At 27.6% G+C, this 22,438-nt stretch carries 21 protein-coding genes; 6 read left to right on the top strand and 15 right to left on the bottom strand.

All coding sequences use genetic code 11. The annotated features are described in order from the left end of the window. Positions 1–16 precede the first annotated feature (16 nt). From H2684_RS03145 to H2684_RS03170, 6 genes are all read right to left on the bottom strand, one after another. On the bottom strand, positions 17–811 hold the full coding sequence (locus H2684_RS03145; protein ID WP_182087904.1) for an ABC transporter permease: 795 nt from the start codon (positions 809–811) through the stop codon (positions 17–19). A gap of 10 nt (positions 812–821) precedes the next feature. After that, positions 822–1,673, bottom strand: a complete 852-nt coding sequence (locus tag H2684_RS03150; RefSeq protein ID WP_182087905.1) for an ABC transporter permease — start codon at positions 1,671–1,673, stop codon at positions 822–824. Then, positions 1,670–2,791 (bottom strand): ABC transporter ATP-binding protein, encoded by a 1,122-nt coding sequence (locus H2684_RS03155; RefSeq protein WP_182088053.1) that lies wholly within the window; start codon positions 2,789–2,791, stop codon positions 1,670–1,672. Before H2684_RS03155 ends, H2684_RS03150 begins: the two co-directional genes overlap by 4 nt. Before the next feature lie 57 nt (positions 2,792–2,848). Next, positions 2,849–3,925: a spermidine/putrescine ABC transporter substrate-binding protein gene (locus tag H2684_RS03160; RefSeq protein WP_182087906.1), complete on the bottom strand. Its 1,077-nt coding sequence runs from the start codon at positions 3,923–3,925 to the stop codon at positions 2,849–2,851. Between the two features lie 301 nt (positions 3,926–4,226). Then, complete coding sequence (gene brnQ, locus H2684_RS03165) at positions 4,227–5,582, bottom strand: branched-chain amino acid transport system II carrier protein (protein ID WP_182087907.1); 1,356 nt, start codon at positions 5,580–5,582, stop codon at positions 4,227–4,229. A gap of 97 nt (positions 5,583–5,679) precedes the next feature. Beyond that, positions 5,680–6,117 carry an Lrp/AsnC family transcriptional regulator gene (locus tag H2684_RS03170; protein ID WP_182087908.1) on the bottom strand — a complete coding sequence of 146 codons (438 nt, stop codon included), beginning with the start codon at positions 6,115–6,117 and terminating at the stop codon, positions 5,680–5,682. 354 nt (positions 6,118–6,471) lie between these two features. Between H2684_RS03170 and H2684_RS03175 the strand changes: the two genes are divergently transcribed. Beyond that, complete coding sequence (locus H2684_RS03175; RefSeq protein ID WP_182087909.1) at positions 6,472–7,905, top strand: aspartate ammonia-lyase; 1,434 nt, start codon at positions 6,472–6,474, stop codon at positions 7,903–7,905. A 78-nt stretch (positions 7,906–7,983) separates the two neighbouring features. On the opposite strand, the gene H2684_RS03180 is transcribed toward H2684_RS03175, so the two are convergent. Continuing rightward, on the bottom strand, positions 7,984–9,021 hold the full coding sequence (locus H2684_RS03180) for a DUF362 domain-containing protein (protein ID WP_347707509.1): 1,038 nt from the start codon (positions 9,019–9,021) through the stop codon (positions 7,984–7,986). A gap of 43 nt (positions 9,022–9,064) precedes the next feature. After that, positions 9,065–11,227 carry a DNA helicase RecQ gene (recQ, locus tag H2684_RS03185; RefSeq protein ID WP_182088054.1) on the bottom strand — a complete coding sequence of 721 codons (2,163 nt, stop codon included), beginning with the start codon at positions 11,225–11,227 and terminating at the stop codon, positions 9,065–9,067. A gap of 201 nt (positions 11,228–11,428) precedes the next feature. On the opposite strand from recQ, the gene H2684_RS03190 reads away from it, so the two are divergent. After that, positions 11,429–11,785, top strand: coding sequence for a hypothetical protein (locus H2684_RS03190; RefSeq protein WP_182087911.1), 357 nt, complete (start codon positions 11,429–11,431; stop codon positions 11,783–11,785). Between the two features lie 37 nt (positions 11,786–11,822). Here H2684_RS03190 and H2684_RS03195 read toward each other — a convergent pair whose 3' ends face one another. From H2684_RS03195 to H2684_RS03205, 3 genes are all read right to left on the bottom strand, one after another. Then, the gene (locus H2684_RS03195; protein WP_182087912.1) at positions 11,823–13,016 is read right to left on the bottom strand and encodes a transglutaminase-like domain-containing protein; all 1,194 of its coding nucleotides are present in this window, start codon (positions 13,014–13,016) and stop codon (positions 11,823–11,825) included. Positions 13,017–13,084: 68 nt separating this feature from the next. Continuing rightward, positions 13,085–13,927, bottom strand: a complete 843-nt coding sequence (gene recX / locus H2684_RS03200; protein ID WP_182087913.1) for a recombination regulator RecX — start codon at positions 13,925–13,927, stop codon at positions 13,085–13,087. 88 nt (positions 13,928–14,015) lie between these two features. Further along, the gene (locus tag H2684_RS03205) at positions 14,016–15,248 is read right to left on the bottom strand and encodes a pitrilysin family protein (protein WP_182087914.1); all 1,233 of its coding nucleotides are present in this window, start codon (positions 15,246–15,248) and stop codon (positions 14,016–14,018) included. Between the two features lie 192 nt (positions 15,249–15,440). On the opposite strand from H2684_RS03205, the gene H2684_RS03210 reads away from it, so the two are divergent. Continuing rightward, positions 15,441–17,027 (top strand): DEAD/DEAH box helicase, encoded by a 1,587-nt coding sequence (locus tag H2684_RS03210; protein WP_182087915.1) that lies wholly within the window; start codon positions 15,441–15,443, stop codon positions 17,025–17,027. Positions 17,028–17,052: 25 nt separating this feature from the next. Here H2684_RS03210 and H2684_RS03215 read toward each other — a convergent pair whose 3' ends face one another. Next, on the bottom strand, positions 17,053–18,813 hold the full coding sequence (locus tag H2684_RS03215) for a phosphoenolpyruvate carboxykinase (protein ID WP_182087916.1): 1,761 nt from the start codon (positions 18,811–18,813) through the stop codon (positions 17,053–17,055). 161 nt (positions 18,814–18,974) lie between these two features. Here H2684_RS03215 and greA point away from each other — a divergent pair, with 161 nt between their 5' ends. Both greA and H2684_RS03225 read left to right on the top strand, forming a co-directional pair. Continuing rightward, on the top strand, positions 18,975–19,439 hold the full coding sequence (gene greA / locus H2684_RS03220) for a transcription elongation factor GreA (protein WP_182087917.1): 465 nt from the start codon (positions 18,975–18,977) through the stop codon (positions 19,437–19,439). A gap of 155 nt (positions 19,440–19,594) precedes the next feature. Then, positions 19,595–20,443, top strand: a complete 849-nt coding sequence (locus H2684_RS03225) for a YitT family protein (RefSeq protein ID WP_182087918.1) — start codon at positions 19,595–19,597, stop codon at positions 20,441–20,443. 43 nt (positions 20,444–20,486) lie between these two features. On the opposite strand, the gene H2684_RS03230 is transcribed toward H2684_RS03225, so the two are convergent. After that, the gene (locus H2684_RS03230) at positions 20,487–20,939 is read right to left on the bottom strand and encodes a hypothetical protein (protein ID WP_182087919.1); all 453 of its coding nucleotides are present in this window, start codon (positions 20,937–20,939) and stop codon (positions 20,487–20,489) included. 82 nt (positions 20,940–21,021) lie between these two features. Here H2684_RS03230 and H2684_RS03235 point away from each other — a divergent pair, with 82 nt between their 5' ends. After that, positions 21,022–21,309 (top strand): hypothetical protein, encoded by a 288-nt coding sequence (locus tag H2684_RS03235; RefSeq protein ID WP_182087920.1) that lies wholly within the window; start codon positions 21,022–21,024, stop codon positions 21,307–21,309. Positions 21,310–21,394: 85 nt separating this feature from the next. On the opposite strand, the gene H2684_RS03240 is transcribed toward H2684_RS03235, so the two are convergent. Together H2684_RS03240 and H2684_RS03245 are read right to left on the bottom strand one after the other, a co-directional pair. After that, positions 21,395–21,628: a glutaredoxin family protein gene (locus tag H2684_RS03240; protein WP_182088055.1), complete on the bottom strand. Its 234-nt coding sequence runs from the start codon at positions 21,626–21,628 to the stop codon at positions 21,395–21,397. A 182-nt stretch (positions 21,629–21,810) separates the two neighbouring features. After that, on the bottom strand, positions 21,811–22,437 hold the full coding sequence (locus tag H2684_RS03245) for an ATP-binding cassette domain-containing protein (RefSeq protein WP_182087921.1): 627 nt from the start codon (positions 22,435–22,437) through the stop codon (positions 21,811–21,813). Position 22,438: the final 1 nt, after the last annotated feature.

Consider the following 22,438-nt stretch of genomic DNA (forward strand, 5'->3'; position numbering starts at 1 on the left):
TTTTAGTGCAACATCCTTATTTTTCAGAATTTCTTTCAATAAGTTTATAAGTAACCATAATTAATACAGTAGTTAAAATCATAATTGTACATAGTGCATTTACATCAGGAGATACTCCTTTTCTAACCATACCAAAAATCTTAATTGGCAGTGTCATGTCATCTGGTCCTGATGTAAAAAAGCTAACTACTACATCATCTAGTGACATTGTAAGTGCAAGCATAGCACCAGATGCTACTCCAGGTGCAATAATAGGTAATGTAACTCTCTTAAAGGTTCTGAATTGATTAGCTCCTAAATCCATACTAGCTTCCTCAATTGACATATCATATCCAGAAAGTCTAGCGCGTACAGTAATTATTACAAATGGTATACAAAATGTGACATGTGCTATAATAAGTGTTAACAGTCCCATAGGTATTTTTAAAGCTGTAAAAAATGCTAATAGAGATATTCCTAAAACAATTTCTGGTATAACTATAGGGATATAAAGTAAAGAATCCACCACTGATTTCCCTCTAAATTTAAATTTAAACATTCCAAATGCAGAAATTGTTCCAATGAACACAGATAAACCAGTGCTTGCAACTGCAACAATTAAAGTTGTCTTAAATGCATCCATTAACTCTGTATTGTCAAACATTCTAGCATACCAAGATAGCGTAAATCCCTCAAATTTAATATTCATTTCAGAAGTATTAAATGAAAATATTATAACTATCAATATAGGTAAATATAAAAAAATGTATATAAGGCAGGCATAAATTATAGATACCGCATTTAATTGTTTTTTTTCTCTGTTCTTTTTCATATCTTACCTCCTATACCATATCTTCTACTTTGCCAATTTTACTATATAACTTAATTAAAACTATTGTAAGTACAATAAGTAATACAGATAACGCTGCACCTAGTGGCCAGTTTCTTGCAGATAAAAATTGATTTTTTATCAAATTACCTATAAGTATATCTTTTCCCCCACCCATCATGTCGGATATAAAGAAGTATCCTAATGTTGGAATAAATACCTGTATAGAACCTGCAAATATTCCTGGCATAGTAAGTGGCAAAATAACTCTAAAAAATATGCGTATAGGACTTGCTCCAAGATCACTTGAAGCCTCAATTAATGATTTATCCAATTTTTCTATAGATGCATATAGAGGGAGAACCATAAATGGAAAAAGTGTATATACCATACCAAGTAATACAGCACCACTTGTATATAACATTGTTAAAGGATGATCTATAATTCCAACCTTCAACAATATAGTATTTATGATTCCTTCTGTTCTAAGTAAAGCATTCCATCCATAAGTTCTTATAAGTGAGTTAATCCAAAAAGGAAGCATTATAAGTGTCACAAGTATAGCCTTCATAGCTTTACTTGAATTACATATAATGTATGCAAAAGGGTATCCAAATATCAAACATATAATCGTTGTAATGAAAGCTATATAAATTGATCTTCCATAAATATTTACATAAAGTGGATTTAGCAAATCACTATAATTTTTAAGTGTAAATTTAGCTACTATACCTCCATATATTCCTTTTTCCATAAAGCTCATTATAAAAACATATGCCATTGGAATAAAAATAAATAAGGATATCCATAATATTGTAGGTCCAACTGTAATAGTTGTTGGTAAAATATTATTTTTCTTTCTCATAGTCCCATCTCCTTAATTTTGGGAACATTTTCTATTATATTGTATATTTGTTCTTCCTTAGTACGCATAATAACTGCATCATTTCTATCCCAATAAATATATACCAATTTATCAATGTCAATGAGTTTTGTACCAGACATAGAATTCATTTTTATTCTATGTCCATTTGGCAATTCAATAATAGTCTTTATAATAGATCCTACATATATATGCTCTTTAACATAACCTTTTAAAGTAAATCCTTCTACTGGATTAAATGAACATTTAATCTTTTCAGGCCTTACAGATATGTATATCATTTCTTCAAGAGTCATATTGCTTCCATAGATTGTAACTGTTCCTGACTCTAATACTGCAGTTAACTTATCTCCCTGTATTTTTTCAATATTTGCTTCAAAAATGTTTGATTCCCCAATAAACTCAGCAACAAATTTGGATTTAGGATTTTCATATATTTCATCTGGTGTTCCAACTTGTTCAATATTTCCTTCATTCATAACCACTATTCTGTCACTCATAGTAAGAGCTTCTTCTTGGTCATGAGTAACATATATAAACGTAGTTCCCAATTTTCTTTGTAAATGTTTCAATTCTATCTGCATTTGTTTTCTTAACTTCAAATCCAATGCACCTAATGGTTCATCTAGGAGTAATACTTTTGGACGATTAATTAGAGCTCTAGCAATAGCTACACGCTGCTTTTGACCACCTGACATTTGAGCAGGCATTTTTTTTTCAAATCCATTAAGTTGTACTAAACTCAACATTTGATTAACTCTTTCTTTAATTTCTGATTTTTTTATTTTTTTTTCAACAAGTCCAAAAGCAACATTATCATACACATTCATATGAGGAAATAATGCATAATTTTGAAAAACAGTATTTACATTTCTCTGATACGGTTTTTTATTTTCTACATTTTCTCCACTAATTAAAATACTTCCGCTTGTAACACTTTCAAAACCTGCAATCATTCTAAGTGTTGTAGTTTTTCCACATCCAGATGGACCTAAAATAGTTAAAAATTCTCCTTCTTTAACATTTAGATTAATTTTCTTGATTACTACATTATCTCCAAATATCTTTTCTACATCTTTAATTTCAATTATATTATTCATTGAATCGCCCAAAATAAATCACTCCTTTAGAATTTTAAATTTATATTCCTAATATTCCTAATTTTTAAACTTAGTCCAAACACTATCGTAGTATTTAATAGAATCTCCTACATCTTGAAGAAATTCTCCCTTTTTTATCTCACTCTCTGGCAAATTACTTGCAGGATTATCTATGTATTCTTTACTAAGAAGTGACTTAGCTGCTTCATTAGGATTTGAGTATGGATATACATCTGAAATCATCTTACTTATTTTAGGTTGTAGTACAAAATTTATAAACAACTCTGCTTCTTTTTTATGCTTTGAACCAGCTAGTATAACGAAGCTATCAAGAGACATTGATGATGACTCCTCAGGGAATATAACTTCAATATCTTCATTTTCTCTCATTGCAAGAGCTGCTTCAGCATTCCACACAACACCAACAGCTACTTCATTTGAAATAAGTAATGTTTTAGGACTATCTCCATCATAAGCTTTAACATTTGGCTTTAATTTATTAAGCCATTCTGCTGCCTCGTTAATTTTAGCTTTATCTGTTTCATTTTCCGTATATCCAAGAGCCTTAAGAGCAATTCCTATACATTCACGTTGATCATCAGGAAGTACGATATTTTCTTTTAATTTAGGATTAAGTAAATCATTATAACTATTAATTGTAACTCCCAATTCGCTTAGCTTTTTTTTATTAACTGCAATTACACACATACTCATCATATATGGAACACTATATTTATTTCCTTTATCAAAATCTTGATCTAAAAAATTAGAGCTAATATTTGATAAATTTGTAATTTTACTTTTATCAATTGGCTGTATTAGCTTTTTATCCCTTAAAGCTTTTATAAAATAGTTGCTTGGGACTGCAATATCATACTGAGAAGTTCCTCCGGCTATGAGTTTTGCCATCATTTCCTCATTTGATGAATAAGTTGATTGAACTACTTTTATACCATATTTTTTTTCAAATTCCTTCAAAACTGAATCTGGCATGTATTCTGTCCAGTTATACAAATGTATTTCTTTTGCATACCCATTTTTAGATGCAATATCTTTACTTCCACAACCTGTAAATCCAGTTAAAAGTAGTGTTATTATAGAAGAAAATACTATTACACTTTTAATTTTTTTCATTTAGGTACCTCCTCGCTAGTTGAATAAAAGTAATTATAAAATTAAATAAGTCATCACTTATGATATAATGTTCTCTATAAAAATCTAAAAATATCATTAAATGATGGCCGATTATGATTATATCATTAAATATTGCTAGCGAAAACACTTATTATAAAATTTATAAAGCAATTGAAAAATTTTCTCTTGGTTTTTTTTAATAACTCTTTAATTTAAAAAGAAACCCTATAATTAATAGAGTTTCTTCAATAATTTTCTAGATTATTCCAATGTAATTAAATAATTTATATATTCCTGTATCTTATCTTATTGGTTTTTTTTGCATGAAAAAATGAACAAAAAGTCCAATTACTAATCCAACAAGTGCCGGTACTATCCAACCCATTCCCATATTATAGAAAGGTAAATTATTAGAAGCTAAATCAATCATCCCATCTAAATGCAAAAAATTTATAGCAGCATCAGGTAGAGCACCTACAAAATCAAATATAGCAGCAAATGCAGTAAACCCAGTAACCCATTGATAAACACGATGATCACTATTAAATGTAGCTTGAAATAAAGTTAGTAAAATCAAAGTTATGGCTAGTGGATAGAGAAACATTAGTACTGGTATAGAAAAAGCAATAACATTATTTAATCCAAAATTTGCAATTACAAAAGATACAACAGAAAAACCAATGGCATAAATTTTATAATTCACTGAATTTGGAAATATGTTTACAAATGTTTGACTACAAGAAGTGATTAATCCTACTGCTGTCTTTAAACAAGCTAAAGTTATAATAATTGCCAAAAGAACAGCTCCAATTTTACCAAAATAATGATTGGAAATTAAGGATAAAGCCTCTCCACCATTTTTAGAAACTGGAAAAATTCCTCTACTTTGAGTACCCATAATAGTAAGTGATACATAAATTAATGCCATAAGTGACATACTAAATATACCTGATTTCATAGTACTGAATGCTATTGTGTTAGAATCTTCAACTCCTAAATTACGGATAACATTTATAACTACAATACCAAACGCCAATGAAGCTAAAGCATCCATTGTATTATATCCTTCTAGAAATCCTTTAAAAAAGCTTCCATTTTGATAACTTTGTTGAACTGGAACTTGTACCACATTTCCCATTGGATTTAAAAAAGCAGTGATAATTAATATAGCCAAAAAAAGTAAAAAAAGTGGATTTAATATTTTTCCAACCCAAGTTAAAATATTAGATGGTCTTAATGAAAACCACAAAACAGCCAAGAAAAAAATCAAAGAAAAGATTCCTAACCATAAAGTGATTTGATTCTTATTCACAAATGGAACTATACCAACTTCAAAAGATACAGTAGCTGTTCTAGGAATGGCGAAAAACGGTCCAATTGTTAAATATAGTGCACATGTAAAGAATAAACTATAGTATGGATGAACTCGACTAGCCAAATCATATAAACCATTACTTCTTGAAATACCCATTGCCATAATACCTAATAACGGCAAACCAACTCCAGTAATTAGAAAACCTATAATTGCTGGCCATACATTACTTCCAGCCATTTGACCCATGGAAACAGGAAAAATTAAATTTCCTGCTCCAAAAAATAAACCAAACAACATGGAAGCAATGTAGACATACTCTTTTATTTTTAATTTACTTTGCATATTTTAAAAGCCTCCAATTGTAAAAAATACATACTTCATATTATATAAGTAAAGAGGCCATTTTACAATATCAGCAATATAAATTGCTGCTATTTTCCTAAGAAGATACTTCAACACCTCTATGTTCAACTGCTGTTGAAAATACAATTTGAGTCTGTGTATTTCCAAACTTTTGTAATTCACCAATAAATGCATCAAGTTCTAAAGTTGTATGATAAACAACAGTTATAATCATTGAATATTTTCCTGTTACACAGTTACATTCAATTACATTAGGACATGCTTCTACAAAAGGATAAAATTCTGGTTTTAGCTTTGGTGACATTTCTAAATTTATAAATGCCTTGATGTTATATCCCAATTTTAGTGGATTGACCTTTGCAGAATATCCTGTAATTATCCCTTTTTCCTCCAATTTTAAAATACGTGACGAAACAGCTGGTGTTGATAAAAACACTTGTTTTGCTAAATATTTAAGTGAATAACGGGCATTTTTTTGCAAAAGTTCAATAAGCTTTAAATCAATTTTATCCATATACTTTCCTCTTTTCTTTTTATAAATTTATAATAGATTAAATACTAAAACTATTTATAATTTTATACAGTATAGTCGCTTTATTAGTAATATATTAATATAATAAAGTTTTTGGCCCAAATATACAATAATTTATTCTAGTTTTACTTAAAAATATTAAGTGAATAATTTCATTTATGTGAAATACACACTTTATAAAATTAAGTATAACTATACAGTAATTAATTAAAATTAAGTACACCATATCTATTTCTACTTTTTATTCACAATTTATCTTTATCCATTTACACAAATATTAGACCATGATAAACTCCTTTATATCATAAATATAAAAATTGAAAAGAGGTATTTTATATGAAAACAAGATTAGAATCTGATTCAATAGGAATTATGAAAATACCAGTAGATGCCTATTACGGTGTTCAAACATTAAGAGCTAAAAATAATTTTCATATTACAAATAAAAAAATTAATCCAGAATTTATAGTAAGTCTAGCCCAGATAAAAAAATCAGCAGCTATTACAAATAGAGATGCAGGTATGTTAGATTCAAAAATTGCAAATGCAATTATAAATGCTTGTGATGAAATTATTTCAGGAAAACTTCATAATCAATTCATAGTTGATCCAATTCAAGGCGGTGCTGGAACTTCTACTAATATGAACGCCAATGAAGTTATCGCAAACCGTGCTATTGAACTACTTGGTGGAACTAAAGGTGATTACACTATTGTTCACCCTAATGATCATGTAAATATGTCTCAATCTACTAACGATGTATTTCCTACTGCTGGGAAAATTACAATCTTAAAAATGCTACCAAGAGCAATTTCAGAACTTCAACGTTTATATGACGCTCTTGAGTTAAAATCTTTAGAATTTAATAATATTATAAAAATGGGAAGGACTCAACTTCAAGACGCAGTCCCAATTAGACTTGGTCAATCATTTCATGCTTTTGCATCAATGATAAAACGTGATATTTATAGATTAAATAAAGCTAAAAAAGAAATGCTTAAATTAAATATTGGAGCAACTGCTATTGGAACTTCTATTAATGTAAGTTCAAAATATTTAAATAATATTATTTCTAATCTTAGAGAGGTAACAGGATTTAATGTATATCAAGCAGAAGACTTAATTGATGCAACCCAGAACCTTGATGGATTAGTAACTGTATCTGGTGTTTTAAAAACATGTGCAGTAAATCTATCTAAAATGGCAAATGATCTAAGATTGCTATCAAGTGGTCCTAAAACTGGCATAGTGGAAATAAATTTACCTGCAAAACAAAATGGATCCTCAATTATGCCTGGTAAAATAAATCCTGTTATTCCAGAAGTAGTTTCTCAAGTTGCCTTTAACATTATAGGAAATGATTTTACAATAACTATGGCAGCTGAAGCAGGTCAATTAGAACTCAATGCTTTTGAGCCAGTACTTTTCTACAACTTATTTGAATCTATAGAAACTTTAAAAAATGTTACTAATACATTTATAGATAACTGTATTTCAGGAATAACTGCCAACAAAGAAAGATGTGAGTATCTTTTAAATAGCAGTGTTGGAATAGCAACAGCATTATGTCCTTATATCGGATACAAAGAAGCTACAGATATTGCAAAAGAGGCTTTAAAGACTGGAAAACAAGTTAAAGAAATTGTTTTAAAAAAGGGCATTTTAACTTCTGAAGAATTGGGAAAAATATTAGATCCAATTTCTATGACACAGGTTAGTGAATCCTTAGATATAGATAAAAAAAGGAATATTCGTAAATATGCAATGTAGTTTAAATATTAATAAGATAGCTGTCGCACTAAATAATTAACGCGACAGCACCATATTTATAATAACAACTATCTAACACTACAAACTAATTAAATCATATTTTTTACTCCCAAGACCTATCTTTTCTCCATAATTAAGGGTTTTAATTCCCCTTGAAAATGCCAATTTTACAGGAGTATTCAGCTTATCAAGACATGCTTTATCTATAGCTACTGGATCTGTAGACGCAAAAATTCCTATATCTCTTGTTATAGGATGCATGGAATGTCCCTCACAATCACATCCTGCTGTTATATTAAGTGCAAAATTTATATATATATTTTTCTTATCTTTTGAAGCTGCAAAAGCATATTCTGCCAATCTTTCATTAAATGATCTAGAAAGTGACTGAAGCCAATTGCTCGTAATAGCATTATGTGGACAAAGTGCTTGACAAGAAGAGCAACCTATGCATCTATCCTTATCTATTTTTGCCCTATTTTTTATAGTTATAGCGTCTACTGGACAATTTGCCTTGCAAACTCCACATGATTTGCACATAAACGGGATGATTATAGGTTTAGAGTTTGCATGCTGATCCAATTTGCCACCTCTTGCAGCACATCCCATTGCAAGCTGCTTTACCGCTCCTCCAAATCCAGCAAGTGTGTGACCTTTAAAGTGGCTTAGAACTATAATCTGTTTTGCATCTGCAATACCTTTTCCTATCTTACACTGTTTAAAATGTTTTTTATTTATAGTTATAAGTTCAAAATTTTCTCCTCTTTCTCCATCCGCTATTACAACTGGTAATCTTGTAAATCCATGTTTTTTTGCGAGCTTTACATGATTTTCCTTTATAGTTCTCTGTCCTCTATACAATGCATTTGTTTCAATAAAGACACTATCTACATTATTTTCTTTCAAATAATCTATTATTCCATTGAAATTTTCAGGATGTATATATGTTTTATTGCCTTCTTCTCCAAAATGTACTTTAAGTGGTACAAATTTTTCTAAAGACAACTTTTCCTCATCCACTATTTTACTTAAAAGTTCTTTTGAACATCTATTTATCTCATCGGTTGTTGAATGTGGTTTTACATGTTTAAAATATACTTTTACCAACTTTCTCACCTTCTATATTATTTCTATTAAATCTTTTAAACTTTTCAATATATTAACTGACTTTATTGCACAGATAATTTTTAAGTATTACAGATTTTATTTTATCATAATCTATATTTTCTGGAACTATCTCCTTAATTGGATGCAATCTTTCAAATCCAACTTTTTCTATAGCTGACATAATAATTTTTTCCTCATCTTCTGTAAATATATCAGAGAAATCAATATTCAAATCGGAAATATCTTCTTTTTCAATACATTTTATAATATGAGTCAATATAGTTGATATTTTAAGTCCTCTCTTTTTTGCAACTTCAACTACTCCCATATTTTCTCTAATCATATTTAAAGTTATTTCGTGAGTTTTTAATTTCCTATTTTCCTTTTTTGTATCATTTGATCTCACTATCTCTTTCTTAAATGACCAATTTGTATCTATATTGTTTTTTAAAACATATTCTTCTATTTTATCTATAAACATATCCCCATACTTTTCAAGTTTCAGGCTTCCCACTCCTGATATATCTAGCATTTGTTCCTTATTACATGGGTATCTCATACTCATCTCTCGTAGAGTACTATCTGAAAATACAAGATATGGAGGTATCCCTTCTTTAGACGATATATCTCTTCTCAGTGTTCTAAGTATATCAAACAGTTCATTATCTACTACAACTTTTTTTATTTTAACATTTTCTTTTAAAATAACTTTTGCATTTCCCTTTAAAACATCAACAGATTGTTTATTTAAAATTACAACAGGATATTCACCTTCTTTTAAAGATAGATAACCATGTGCTATGAGAGTATTTATGAAATTTGAAAGCTGTTCTTTAGAATATTCTCTCATTATTCCATAAGTAGACAACCTATGAAATCCATTTTGGATAATCTTTCTCTGAGATGAACCTCTAAGTACATTAACTATCATGTTTATTCCAAATCCTTTTTTAATTCTATAAACACATGACATAACCTTCTGAGCATCAATAGTTCTATCAGTATATTCACCATCATTCATACAATTACTACAATTTCCGCATTCTTCCCATTGAACTTTCTCACCAAAATAATTCAATATATATTTTCTAAGGCATCCACTATAATGTACAAAGTCTACCATTTGCTGAAGTTTCTTATATTCATTTAATTTTCTACTCTCAGACTGTACACTACTTTCAATAAGATACTTTTGAGTAGCTACATCCTGGGGTGAAAATAACAAAATACAATCACTTATCTCTCCATCTCTTCCTGCTCTTCCTATTTCCTGATAATAACTCTCTATATTTCTAGGCATATTATAGTGAATAACATACCTTACGTTTGATTTATCTATTCCCATACCAAAGGCATTAGTTGCAACTATAACGCTGACTCTATCATATACAAAATCCTCTTGGGCTCTCTTACGTTCACTATCCGACAGACCAGCATGATATCTAACTACATTTATATGGTTTTTAAGAAATTTTTCATAAATACTGTCTACTGATTTTCTAGTTGCTGCATATATTATTCCAGATTGTTTTGAATTCTCTTTTATGTACTTAAGCATATGAGAAAATCTATCACCTATTTTTAAACAACTAATTCTCAAATTTTTCCTATCGAATCCTGATATAAAAACTCTCGGATCTTGAAGCTTAATCTGTTTTACAATATCTTCTCTTACTTCTTGAGTTGCAGTAGCTGTAAATGCTGTTACTACAGGTCTTTTCTCTAAACTATCTATAAATTTCCATATATATCTATAACTGCTTCTAAAATCATGTCCCCACTGTGATACACAATGTGCTTCATCTATAGCAACTTGGGATATATTCATATTTTTAATCGTATTATAAAAGCTAGTGGATTCAAGTCTTTCAGGTGCAACATACAATATTTTAATAGAATTTTTCTTTAATTTTGATACTATATATTCTATCTCATCTTTATCAAGTAAGCTATTTATGTAATCAGCACTTATTCCAAGATCTCTTATACTATCAACTTGATCTTTCATAAGAGAAATTAGTGGCGATATTACAATTGTAATTCCCTGAAAAATTAATGCAGGTATCTGATAACATATGGACTTACCTCCTCCAGTAGGCATTATTGCCAATGTATCTTTTTTATTTAATATACTTTTTATTATATCTTCCTGATCCTTTCTAAAACTTCTATATCCATAATATTTATGCAAAATCTGTAGTGCACTTTGAATCAATAAAACCTCATCTCCTGTATTACCATAATTTAAATTCAAAATTGATTTTATAATTTACAATATTAAAACATATTACTCCAAAATTACTCCAAAGACAAAGGAATATTTTTTAGAAAAATGGATATAAATTACTATATGAAACACTTAAATATACAAAAGACTTCATTGAATTTTATTAATACATATTAGAGGAGGAAAAAGATGAACTACTTTCAAAAAGCAAATGAATATTACAAAGACAAAGATTATAGAAGAGCTATAGCCATGTATGAAAAGGCAATAATTGTAAAAGACAATGAGATATCTTCACTGTACAATTCAGCAGTATGCCTTATAAAACTCAATGAATATTTAAAGGCAATTCCAAAATTAAAAGCAGCCATAAAGTTAAAAAAAGAAAGTAAATATTTTTTTAATTTAGGATATTGCTATACAATGCTAAAAAATAATAAAAAAGCACTATTATCTTTTAATACCGCATGGTCTTTAGACAACTCAGATTCTGATTGTGAAAGGGCTATAAACATATTGCTTAAAAATTATTCTAAATCCAAATAAAACAATGTAATATTAATTTAAGTCCATATTCCCATGCCTACCATTCTCCAGCTATTTGTGAATTTTTATGGTCAATATTAAACCTAGCACTATCGAAGTAATTTCCACCTTTATAAAAAGTCGGATCTACATTTATCCATTTGCCCTCTTCAGGAATATACACTTGATTCCAAGCGTGACTTACCCAGCTTATGCCATTAAATCCTTCTCCAGTTATAAGTCTTACTCTTATATTATTTGCTCTAGCCATAGCTACATAAAGTGAAGCATAATCAAAACAAATCCCCTTGCGAGTTCTAAACGTTGGTATCGCTCCAGATTCTACATTAAAGTCATTATTTAAAACTCTATTTGCTTTATCGTAATCGTAAGATATATTTGACCCTATCCAATTATAAAGCATTTCAGCTTTTTCCCTAGTGTTGGTTCCCTCAGATCCAAGGTTTTTAGCAAACCTATCAATTTCAGGATTTGATTTTACACCTTCATCAAGAGTCACACCATTATAGTAAACTATAGTTTTTCCATTATTTATTTGTTTTAACGGAGTTGAAGTATCAAATTGTATTTGTTTTTCAGAGTTATTATCCTTTATTACTATTCTAAAAGAATTGTTCAATATATTAGGCAGTTGTTTTGCAATTGTGGAATTGCTAACAGGTATTATAACATTCTGGCAAATTGATTTATAAGGCTTGGAAGTTTCAAGGTATCCACTTAATTTATTGCTTAAATTAAGCATAGACATTATATTGAGCACAACTGCAACAATAAGTACATAACACACTGCCTTAGGCAGTTGGAATATCATTCCCGTTACTCTCTTAAATATATTACTCTTAGACATTAGAAATCTTTCTATGCCATCTAAAGCAGGATAAATAGTAAAATAATTAAGCAAATCCAATATCAACTTTATAATTCTATATATTATAAATACGATAGCAGGTATTACAGCAACATATATTATCAAATTATTACTTTGTAAATAATTTATAACATACTCAGGTATATGAGTATATATATTTTCATATATACCATTATCATGTTCTATAAATATTTTTTTCCCAAGATATATACCTGATATTATAGATATAATGAAACATATATTTCTATTTACATCATCTATATCCTGTTTTAAATCCCTAGAAGAGAATTTAAACAAAAATCCCTTTAAAATTGGATACAAAAAAATTATAAATATCATAATTGTTACGGGATTGATTTTCATAATAACAACCACCTTTTAAACATTGCCTTGTAAAAACATATTCTCAAAATTACAAATAAAATCAAATTTCATATTTTCCTATTTTCATTTAAAATTGTTTTCAAAATTGGTTTTATATCTTCCCATAAATACCCACGTCTCATAAGATATTGACTTAACTTTCTCTTTAACTTGTTAACATCATTTTCAGACCTTGCTATTATATTATACCTTTTTTTTGCAATTGAATATATATTATTTTCATCTTTTTTACTGTAAATTTCTTTTTTAACAAAATCTTCTTTATTTATAACCTTTTTTAATGTTTCTCTAATTAATTCTATATTATATCCTCTTCCAAGAAGATAATTACCTAATTTTCTATAAGCACTTGACATACTTTCCCTATCCTTATGCATAGTTTTATACTTTTTAATACACAATTTGAGAATTCCATTTTTATACACTGATTCATCTATAGATTCCATTTCAGTTTCTATTATATCTTCAGATATACCTTTCTTTACAAGTTCATATCTTATTTTATTTTTTCCGAAATGATTTATTTTTTCTTTTATCCACATTTTAGCAAATTTATAATCGTCTATAAATTTATACTGTTTTAAAAAATTTAAAGTTCTTTCTATAGTTTTTATATTGTACTCCTCTTTTACAAGTCTATCATAAATTTGTTTTTCCGTTTTGAAATTTCTCTCTATAATTCTAAGAGCTAGGTTCTTACATTTTATATAATCATCTTCTTCAATTATGTTTTTTAATAAATCCTCATCTATATTTTTCCCTTTGTATATATTGTATTTATATACAATTTCAGTACTACATGAAAAAGAAAATTCATCATTTACATATACATTTACTCTTTTCTTATTTCTACTTTGTAATTTTATTTCTGTTACTATTTTTTTACACATAAGAAATAGAATTTATCTCCTTTTGTATTTATTAAAATTGTATTTATTAAAAAAATTTTTTATATTTTAAATTTAACTAGAAATTCTTCTATACAGTTTTCTTTAAAACATAAATAGTAGCTCCTCTAAATACCTTCCTTGATACATCATATATATCTTCTTTTGTTATATTATCCATTTCTTTTATATCGTCATTAAACTTAAATATATTTTTGTTTTCCATAGATTGTATTAAAACATATTCTCCAATATCAGTACTATCTTCTAATGTAAATGCTACTGATGTTTTTAAAGATTTTTTCATAAGTGAAATAGTATTATTGTCAAATAATATTTTTTCATTTTTTATATCCTCAATACACTTTAGTATCACACTAATTGTAGTTTCAACATTTTCTTCACTAACAGATGTATATATATACAATGTTTTTATATTATCTGTCAAATCAAGATCTGTATATACATCATATGCAAGCCCCTTCTCCTCTCTTAGCTTTCTAAACAATAGTGAATTTGGACTCTCTCCTAGTTTATGATTTAATATTCTAAGTGCAAGTTCTTGTTTTTCATTCAACCCATGAAATGTAAATAAAAACATTACACTACATTGTTCAATATCTCTTCTATATTCAACCTTTTTGCCAGGTAAATTTTTCTCTACAATGACCTTTCTTTTTTCCAAATCTCTATATTCCCAATCCTTAAAATACTTTAAAACTAAATTATAAACATACTCATGGTCATAATTTGATACTATGGATATAAAACAATTATTTGGAACATAATATTTATTATAAAACTCAACTAAATTTTTTCTAGTAAATTTTTCTATGCTATCTTCACTTCCACAAGTATCATATCTAAGTGGACTATTTTTAAAAGCTATTTTATTTATCTGCCTAAAACTAAACTGTTCTATATCATCTTTAATAGATTTTATTTCCGATATTATAACTTTTCTTTCTTTTTCAATTTCATCTTTCTTAAAAGAAGGATGAAGTATCATATCAGACATAATTTCAATAGAATCTTCCAATTCTTCCTGTAAGTTTGTAATACTGTATACTGTACAGTCACAGTTTGTATAAGCGTTATACTCTCCGCCTAGATTTTCCAAATCTTGATTTAATCTTTGGTTACTTCTGGATTTAGTTCCTTTGAAAATCATGTGTTCAATAAAATGTGACATTCCTATTTCATTAGTTTTCTCATACATAGACCCTATTTTAAATCCAATATGTAAAGCTGAAATACGAGTATTATTTTTCACTGTTATAAGCTTTATTCCATTGGATAAAACTTTTTCAACTGCGTCAAACATATAAGTCTCCTCTTAAAGTAAAATTCTTATAGTACATTATTTATATTACATTATATCATATAGTATAGATATACTTAAATAAAATGAATATCTGAAATTTTTATTAACCTATTGAATTAAAGTTTGATATTATTGGTATACTATGTTATGATAGACTTTGTTTTGTACTATAAAAAAGAAAGAGGAATTTTAATGAGTAATATTAGTTTTAATGATTTAAACTTACATCCCAAAGTACTTCAATCTATAGATGCTATGGGATTCGAAGAACCCTCTCAAATCCAAGCTGAATCCATTCCAATAATATTAGAAGGTTATGATGTAATAGGTCAGGCACAGACAGGTACTGGGAAAACCTTAGCCTTTGGGGCTCCCATGCTTAGTAAGATAGATACTAACAGTAAAAATATATCGACCTTAATACTCACACCTACACGCGAACTTGCAATTCAGGTAAATGATGAGTTGAGTAAACTTGGTAAATTTAAAAAAACAAAGCTTCTCCCACTATATGGAGGGCAGCCTATTGAAAGACAAATAAAATCCCTAAAACGAGGTGTAGATGTAGTAGTTGGTACTCCTGGAAGAATAATTGATCATATAAACAGACATACATTAAATTTGAGTAAAATACAATTTTTGATAATAGATGAAGCCGATGAAATGCTTAATATGGGATTTATAGATGACATAGAATTTATAATAAAAAGTACAAATTCAAATAGGCAAACTTTATTATTTTCTGCTACTATGCCAAATCAAATTAAAAAATTAGCTTCAAATTATATGAGCAAAGATACTAAATATATCAAAATAGAAAAAAGCACTTTAACTGTAGAAAAGATAAAACAGTATTATTATGAAATTAAACATAAAGACAGATTTGAATCATTATGTAGAATACTAGATGTAGATGAACCTTCCAGTGCTATAATATTTTGTAAGACAAAACGAGGTGTAGATGAACTTGTAGAATCAATGCAAGCAAGAGGCTATAATGTAGAAGGTATGCACGGTGACATGAATCAAAATCAAAGATTAAATACTCTTAGAAAATTTAAAAATGGGACTCTAGAATTCTTAGTGGCAACTGACGTAGCTGCAAGGGGAATAGATGTAGAGAATATATCCCATGTTATAAATTACGATCTCCCTCAAGATACAGAATATTATGTACACAGAATAGGAAGAACTGGTAGAGCAAATAAAGAAGGCATAGCCTATTCTCTCGTTACACCAAGAGAATATATACTTCTAAAGCAAATAGAAAAATTTACAAAGAGCAAAATAAAAAGAAAAGAAGTACCAACAGTCGATGATATATTTGAAGCAAAATATAAACACATAGCAGATAAAGTAAAAAGCACTCTTAGTGAAGATAACTTTAAGAAATTTATTCCTTTTGCTACTGAACTTGATGATGAATACAATCTAGTAGATGTTGCAGCTGCTCTTATGAAAATTGTTTTTGACAATGAGATAAGTTTTGACTATAAAGAAAATTCTATAGATAGAGATGTAGATAAGGAAATAAGATTATTTTTATCAATTGGAAGACTAGATAATCTAACTCCAAGAAAGTTGATTAAATTTATAAATGAAACCTCTTCAGTAGAAGCACATGAAATAGGTGACATAGATATATTAAATAAATTCACTTTTATAAATGCACCAGAAAGTGTCGCTTCTATTATTTTAAAAAGAACAAATGGTAAAAAATTTCAAGGAAGACGTGTTTCTGTTGAAATTGCTAAAAGCAAAAAATCAGCCCATAAATAATTTATGGGCTATAATTAATTAGTAATTATTTATCAATATTTTTTATCTCTTCTAATAATTTCAAAGCAGCTTTTTTTGGTCCTTCCTTTTCTTTACCTGGTATTCCTAATTTTGTTCTAATTTGTCCAACTTTTATACCATTTTTAAAAAATGCTTTAAAATATACATCTAAAAGATTATTCATAACTTCCTGTCTTTGAGCAGGCCCAAATGGATTTGCAAAATAAGTTTTTACAAGACCCTTTTCAGATGTAGTTCCCTTAGCTATTCTAGCACCCTTTTTAAATACATCTATTGCTTTATCATAGGAATCAAAAAATTCAATTTCCTCTTTATCTTCATAATTATTTGCATATAGGAACAAATCCACAGGATATCCTAATGTTATTTGATTATAACTTGCAACTGGAATAACTAATCTTGCATTTATTTTATCTGGATTCATAAATATACTTCTATCTATTTCCCTAAATGCATAACCGACATCCAAATCATCCAATCTAACAAAGGCACCTATTTCAGTTCCATAAGCTAATATCTTCCCATCATCTCCAAGCTTTAAAGCACCCATATCATCAAATATTATTTTCATATCATTTATATATTCTTCGCTTAACTGCCTTAAAGCTTCAAGACTTTCAGATTTTCCTGCTCCACTGTCCCCCATTATGATTATATTTGCAGTTTTATTATCTCTTGTAAGTATATTCACCATTGCTCCATGAATAGGTAGACATCTATTTTTTATCATTATCAAATTGTGAAGAGTCAATGTCATTTTCTTCATATATCCAAAATAGTCTATAGCATCATTGTAATTTATATATCCAAGCATTATATCATTTTCTTCATCATCATAAAAAATAGTTCTCATATTCTCAGAATTATCTCTAACTCCAAATACATAAACTATATCAGGTTTTTTATTTATATACTCTTCTTTTTTAGCAATTTCAAATAAATTGCATAGGGTAACTCCATGTCCCATAAAGTCCCTATGAAAGTATATATAAGCTAAAAGATTTCCCACCTTAGCTGGATAACAAAACCAATGTTCAGGATTAATAGTTTTACATTCTTTAAGTGGATTTTCACAAGTTTCTTCAAACATTCCAGTTCTTGTATTTTTCTTAGGATATATTATAAATGGAGGATCTAATATTACAGATTCAATAAATGGTATATTGCGGAGACATTTATAATCTTTAGGATAAGGCCATGAAGCTTTTCCCAATACTAATCCAACATTGCCACCTGCCGGCAGCTGTCTGTATATCTGAGGCTTAGTACATAAGATATTTTCTTCTATCTTTCTGTATGTATCGAGAATAAGCTTAGAAAATCTATTGTTTGCATCTATAATATTTGCATCTATAAAACTTCTATCTCCAAATTCCTCTTCCTGCTTATCATTTTTTATAATAGTATATCTCTCTAACTTTCTCCAAAATTTATAAAAATCTTCTATAAATGATATAAATTTGTCTTTATCATAAAATAATTCTTTACAATTAAAATTGAAACTTGCAATATGTTTAGAATCAAATGCCATAAGAAATTTAAATATATTTGTTATGGCATCTTCAAGCTTTTCCACATCATCAATTTTAGTAGTTTCATAAATATATCTATATATACTACTGTTTTTATTCTTTATTTTACTCAAATACTTCAAAAATACAGTTTTAAATGCAGAACTTTCAAATAATTTCTCAGAAGAATCACAAAATTTTTCATTAAAATTAATCATTATTTTTCCACTTTTTATATAAAACTCTTTTGGCATAAATAAATCCCCCCTAATTCAGTATCAAATCTTAATTAATATTATAGCATAATATCTCTTGTAATATCCCACTACTAATATTATAATATTATAAGTAATGTAGTTAATTTATATATTTTTCATAATGATATATCATAAATTTAGAATAGTAGGTGATTTTCATGCAGAATATAATATTAACAGAGTCAGGAAAGAAAAAATTAGAGGATGAGCTTGAATATTTAAAAACCGTCAAAAGAGTTGAAATTAAAGCTGCTCTTAAGTCAGCTCGTGCACAAGGTGATCTTAGTGAAAATGCAGATTATAGTGCTGCTAAAGATGATCAGTCTATGACAGAAACTAGAATACAAGAATTAGAAAATCAGCTTAAAAATGCTGTAATAATAGAAAGTTCTTCTGATGCAGATGTATTTGATATAAATAAAACTGCACTAGTAAGATTTTTTGATATAGATGAAACAGAAGAAGTTACACTGGTAAGTTCTGTGGAAGCTGATGTTAAGAATATGAAGATAAGTATAGAATCACCTCTTGGTAAGGCACTATTTAGATTAAAAGTTGGAGAGAGAGCAACTGTAGAATCTCCTGATGGGAACTATGAGGTTCAGGTTGAGAAATTATTATAATTACCACATTATTTTAAAAGACATACATACATCTTAATACTGTATGTAATGAGAGCATATATGAATCTGAGTAAGATTTAACTTAGGTTTTATATGTTCTTTTTTAGTGTATTATTTAAATAATAATAGAAATATAATTTAGAGAGGAGTTTTATATGTTGAAAAAATTAAAAGATATACTTTCACTACTTTTGGGTTGCTTTTTGGTATCATTTGGCACTTATTTTTTTCTTGCACCATGTCACATAGCCGCTGGTGGAATAAGTGGTGCAGCTATAATAATAAATAGTATATTTCCAAGTATACCTATTGGATTATTTATGATGTGTATGGAAATTGTTCTATTTTTAATAGGTATTATTGTAATAGGTCCAATTTTCGGAGGTAAAACTATAGCGTGCAGTTTTTCAATATCCCTTATGATACTTATTATGCAGAATATCTATCCAGAATTAAAGCCTTTCAGTAGTGATACACTGCTTCAATTAATATTTGGCATACTTATATGTGGAGCAGGTATGGGTATAGTATTTAACAAAGGTGCTTCTACAGGCGGAACTGATATAATAGCTAAGATAATAAACAAATATACAAAAATAAGCATAGGAAAATCTGTATTGATTCCAGATATAATAGTTGCAATAATGGCTTCGATTGTATTTGGCATAGATCGTGGTATGTATGCTATTTTAGGAATAATTTTAAATTCAACAATAATAGATAGAGTTATATTAACTTTAAATACTTACAAACAAGTAGCTATAATAAGTTCGGAATGTAATGATATTAAAAAATATATTGTAAATGAATTAAATAGAAGTGCAACTATCTATTATGCAAAAGGTGCATACAAAAATAATGACAATGAGGTTATAACCACAATATTAGATAGGAAACAATTCTTAAAACTTAAAGAGTACATAACAAAAATAGATTCTAAAGCATTTATAACAGTAAATGAAATAAATGAAGTGTTAGGAGAAGGTTTTTCAAGTATTATATAATAGAATATTCAAAGAGAATAAGTACTAAGTACTATATTAGCATTTAAATTATTCTTAATTGTAATTTGTAAAAATATGCATCTTTTCTTATAACTACTATGCTATATTTATAATTTTTAATTATATGTTCTATAGTACTATAGTACTTGTCTTCAATTTCATATACAATACATCCTTTTTTGTTTATCAATTTATATCTTTCATCAATAAATTTTATATATAAATTTTCCCACTCTTTTATACTATATTTAGTTTGTATCTCAAATATTATTCCTCTTGATTTTAATATCATAATTAACATATTATACTTATATTCTGTTTCTGATTTTCGTATTTTAACAGTTTCTCTTAATTTTAATAAATCCTTATATTTAATATTTTCTTTTTCAATTTCATCATGCAACTTATCTATTTTCTTATTTAGCTTTACTACTTTGTTTTTCTTCATTTTTTCATACTTATGTATAATCTTTAAAAATAATTTATTACTATCCATAAAACCCTTTCTAAGTTTAAAATAATAAATTTATTATTGCACTCATATAAAGAATTTTGTAAAATCATTTATAGGTGATAACATGAAAATTTTTTTTAAGAAGTTTTTAAAATATATAAAACAATTTATATCATCAAGTATATACTACTCAAATAAATTATTCAATCAAAAGAAACTTATAGATAGCATGTATAATCAAATTATAAAAGAAAAATCAATTGAAATAAAAGAGCTTGAAAATAACTTGAAATCAGCACTATATAGAAATGAAACATTAGATCATAATATTTCTAAGATAAAAAACATTACAGATGAGAGAGAAAAACTTATACAAAATATTCAAAATCTTACTTCTATGAAACAAATATAATTAATATAATTTCCATAACAAAAGTGTGTGATATTATCACACACTTTTGCTATGGAAGCATGAAGTTTATAAATATTTAAACCAACTAAAGTCCTAATAAGCTAGATATCCTATTTTTATCAAATCCAAGTATATATTCTCCATTTATAACTATAACAGGTACTCCCCTATATCCTTTAGCAACAAGCTCTTTTCTAGCTTCAGGATCTGTAGTTATATTATGCTCTACAAAATCCACATTGTTTTCTTTGAAAAATTCCTTTGCCATATGACAATATTGACATGTACTACTTGTAAATATATCAACTTTATTATTCATAAAATCATCTCCTAATAAACTTTTCATATTCTATTCCTCTATAAGTATATTAACATAAAATTATTTAACAATCAATATTAATTAATAATTTTTATTTATAATATTAAAATAATTAGTTGAATACCTTTTTAGTATCCAACTAATTAAATTATATTATTCATACTATTAAAATTTAGAATTAATTATAAATTTATAGAATAAATTATATCTCCAAACTTTTCCGCTTCATACTTATCATGAGTTACCATTATAATAGTATCGCATCTTTCACTATGTATATTCAAAAATCTATCTATGATTCTATCTTTAAGTTCACTGTCTAACCCTTTAAAGGGTTCATCCATAAGTAATAAATCCCCATTGTAGGCAATACTTCTTGCAAGAGATACTCGTCTTTTCATTCCTCCGCTAAGTTGTTTTGGAAACATATCCTTGTATTTATTCATCTCTACAACGTCTAAATATTTATAAATCTCAGATTTTAAATATTGTCCATGGAGATTTGATTTGAGTACGAAAGAAATATTGTCATATACACTTAAATTATTAATAAGCCTGTTTTCCTGAAATACATATGACACATTGGAAGACCTAACAACTACACTTCCTGAGTATTGTCTGTCTATTCCTGCTATTATATTTAAAAGAGTAGTCTTTCCAGATCCAGAATGTCCTAAAATAACTGTAATTTTACCTTTTATAAATTTCATATTGAACTTCTTAAAGATTTGATTTTCACCATAAAATTTACACAGATTTTCTATCTCAATTTCAAATTTACTATCTATTTTATTTTTCAAAAATATCATC

The organism is Clostridium sp. cel8, from assembly GCF_014050525.1.
GTDB lineage: Bacteria > Bacillota > Clostridia > Clostridiales > Clostridiaceae > Clostridium_B.

What these genes read in the sequence shown, in the direction of transcription:
- H2684_RS03145 (WP_182087904.1), bottom strand. Translation starts at nt 811, where the DNA reads ATGAAAAAGAACAGAGAAAAAAAACAATTAAATGCGGTATCTATAATT.
- H2684_RS03150 (WP_182087905.1), bottom strand. Translation starts at nt 1,673, where the DNA reads ATGAGAAAGAAAAATAATATTTTACCAACAACTATTACAGTTGGACCT.
- H2684_RS03155 (WP_182088053.1), bottom strand. Translation starts at nt 2,791, where the DNA reads ATGAATAATATAATTGAAATTAAAGATGTAGAAAAGATATTTGGAGAT.
- H2684_RS03160 (WP_182087906.1), bottom strand. Translation starts at nt 3,925, where the DNA reads ATGAAAAAAATTAAAAGTGTAATAGTATTTTCTTCTATAATAACACTA.
- brnQ (WP_182087907.1), bottom strand. Translation starts at nt 5,582, where the DNA reads ATGCAAAGTAAATTAAAAATAAAAGAGTATGTCTACATTGCTTCCATG.
- H2684_RS03170 (WP_182087908.1), bottom strand. Translation starts at nt 6,117, where the DNA reads ATGGATAAAATTGATTTAAAGCTTATTGAACTTTTGCAAAAAAATGCC.
- H2684_RS03175 (WP_182087909.1), top strand. Translation starts at nt 6,472, where the DNA reads ATGAAAACAAGATTAGAATCTGATTCAATAGGAATTATGAAAATACCA.
- H2684_RS03190 (WP_182087911.1), top strand. Translation starts at nt 11,429, where the DNA reads ATGAACTACTTTCAAAAAGCAAATGAATATTACAAAGACAAAGATTAT.
- H2684_RS03195 (WP_182087912.1), bottom strand. Translation starts at nt 13,016, where the DNA reads ATGAAAATCAATCCCGTAACAATTATGATATTTATAATTTTTTTGTAT.
- recX (WP_182087913.1), bottom strand. Translation starts at nt 13,927, where the DNA reads ATGTGTAAAAAAATAGTAACAGAAATAAAATTACAAAGTAGAAATAAG.
- H2684_RS03205 (WP_182087914.1), bottom strand. Translation starts at nt 15,248, where the DNA reads ATGTTTGACGCAGTTGAAAAAGTTTTATCCAATGGAATAAAGCTTATA.
- H2684_RS03210 (WP_182087915.1), top strand. Translation starts at nt 15,441, where the DNA reads ATGAGTAATATTAGTTTTAATGATTTAAACTTACATCCCAAAGTACTT.
- H2684_RS03215 (WP_182087916.1), bottom strand. Translation starts at nt 18,813, where the DNA reads ATGCCAAAAGAGTTTTATATAAAAAGTGGAAAAATAATGATTAATTTT.
- greA (WP_182087917.1), top strand. Translation starts at nt 18,975, where the DNA reads ATGCAGAATATAATATTAACAGAGTCAGGAAAGAAAAAATTAGAGGAT.
- H2684_RS03225 (WP_182087918.1), top strand. Translation starts at nt 19,595, where the DNA reads ATGTTGAAAAAATTAAAAGATATACTTTCACTACTTTTGGGTTGCTTT.
- H2684_RS03230 (WP_182087919.1), bottom strand. Translation starts at nt 20,939, where the DNA reads ATGGATAGTAATAAATTATTTTTAAAGATTATACATAAGTATGAAAAA.
- H2684_RS03235 (WP_182087920.1), top strand. Translation starts at nt 21,022, where the DNA reads ATGAAAATTTTTTTTAAGAAGTTTTTAAAATATATAAAACAATTTATA.
- H2684_RS03240 (WP_182088055.1), bottom strand. Translation starts at nt 21,628, where the DNA reads ATGAATAATAAAGTTGATATATTTACAAGTAGTACATGTCAATATTGT.
- H2684_RS03245 (WP_182087921.1), bottom strand. Translation starts at nt 22,437, where the DNA reads ATGATATTTTTGAAAAATAAAATAGATAGTAAATTTGAAATTGAGATA.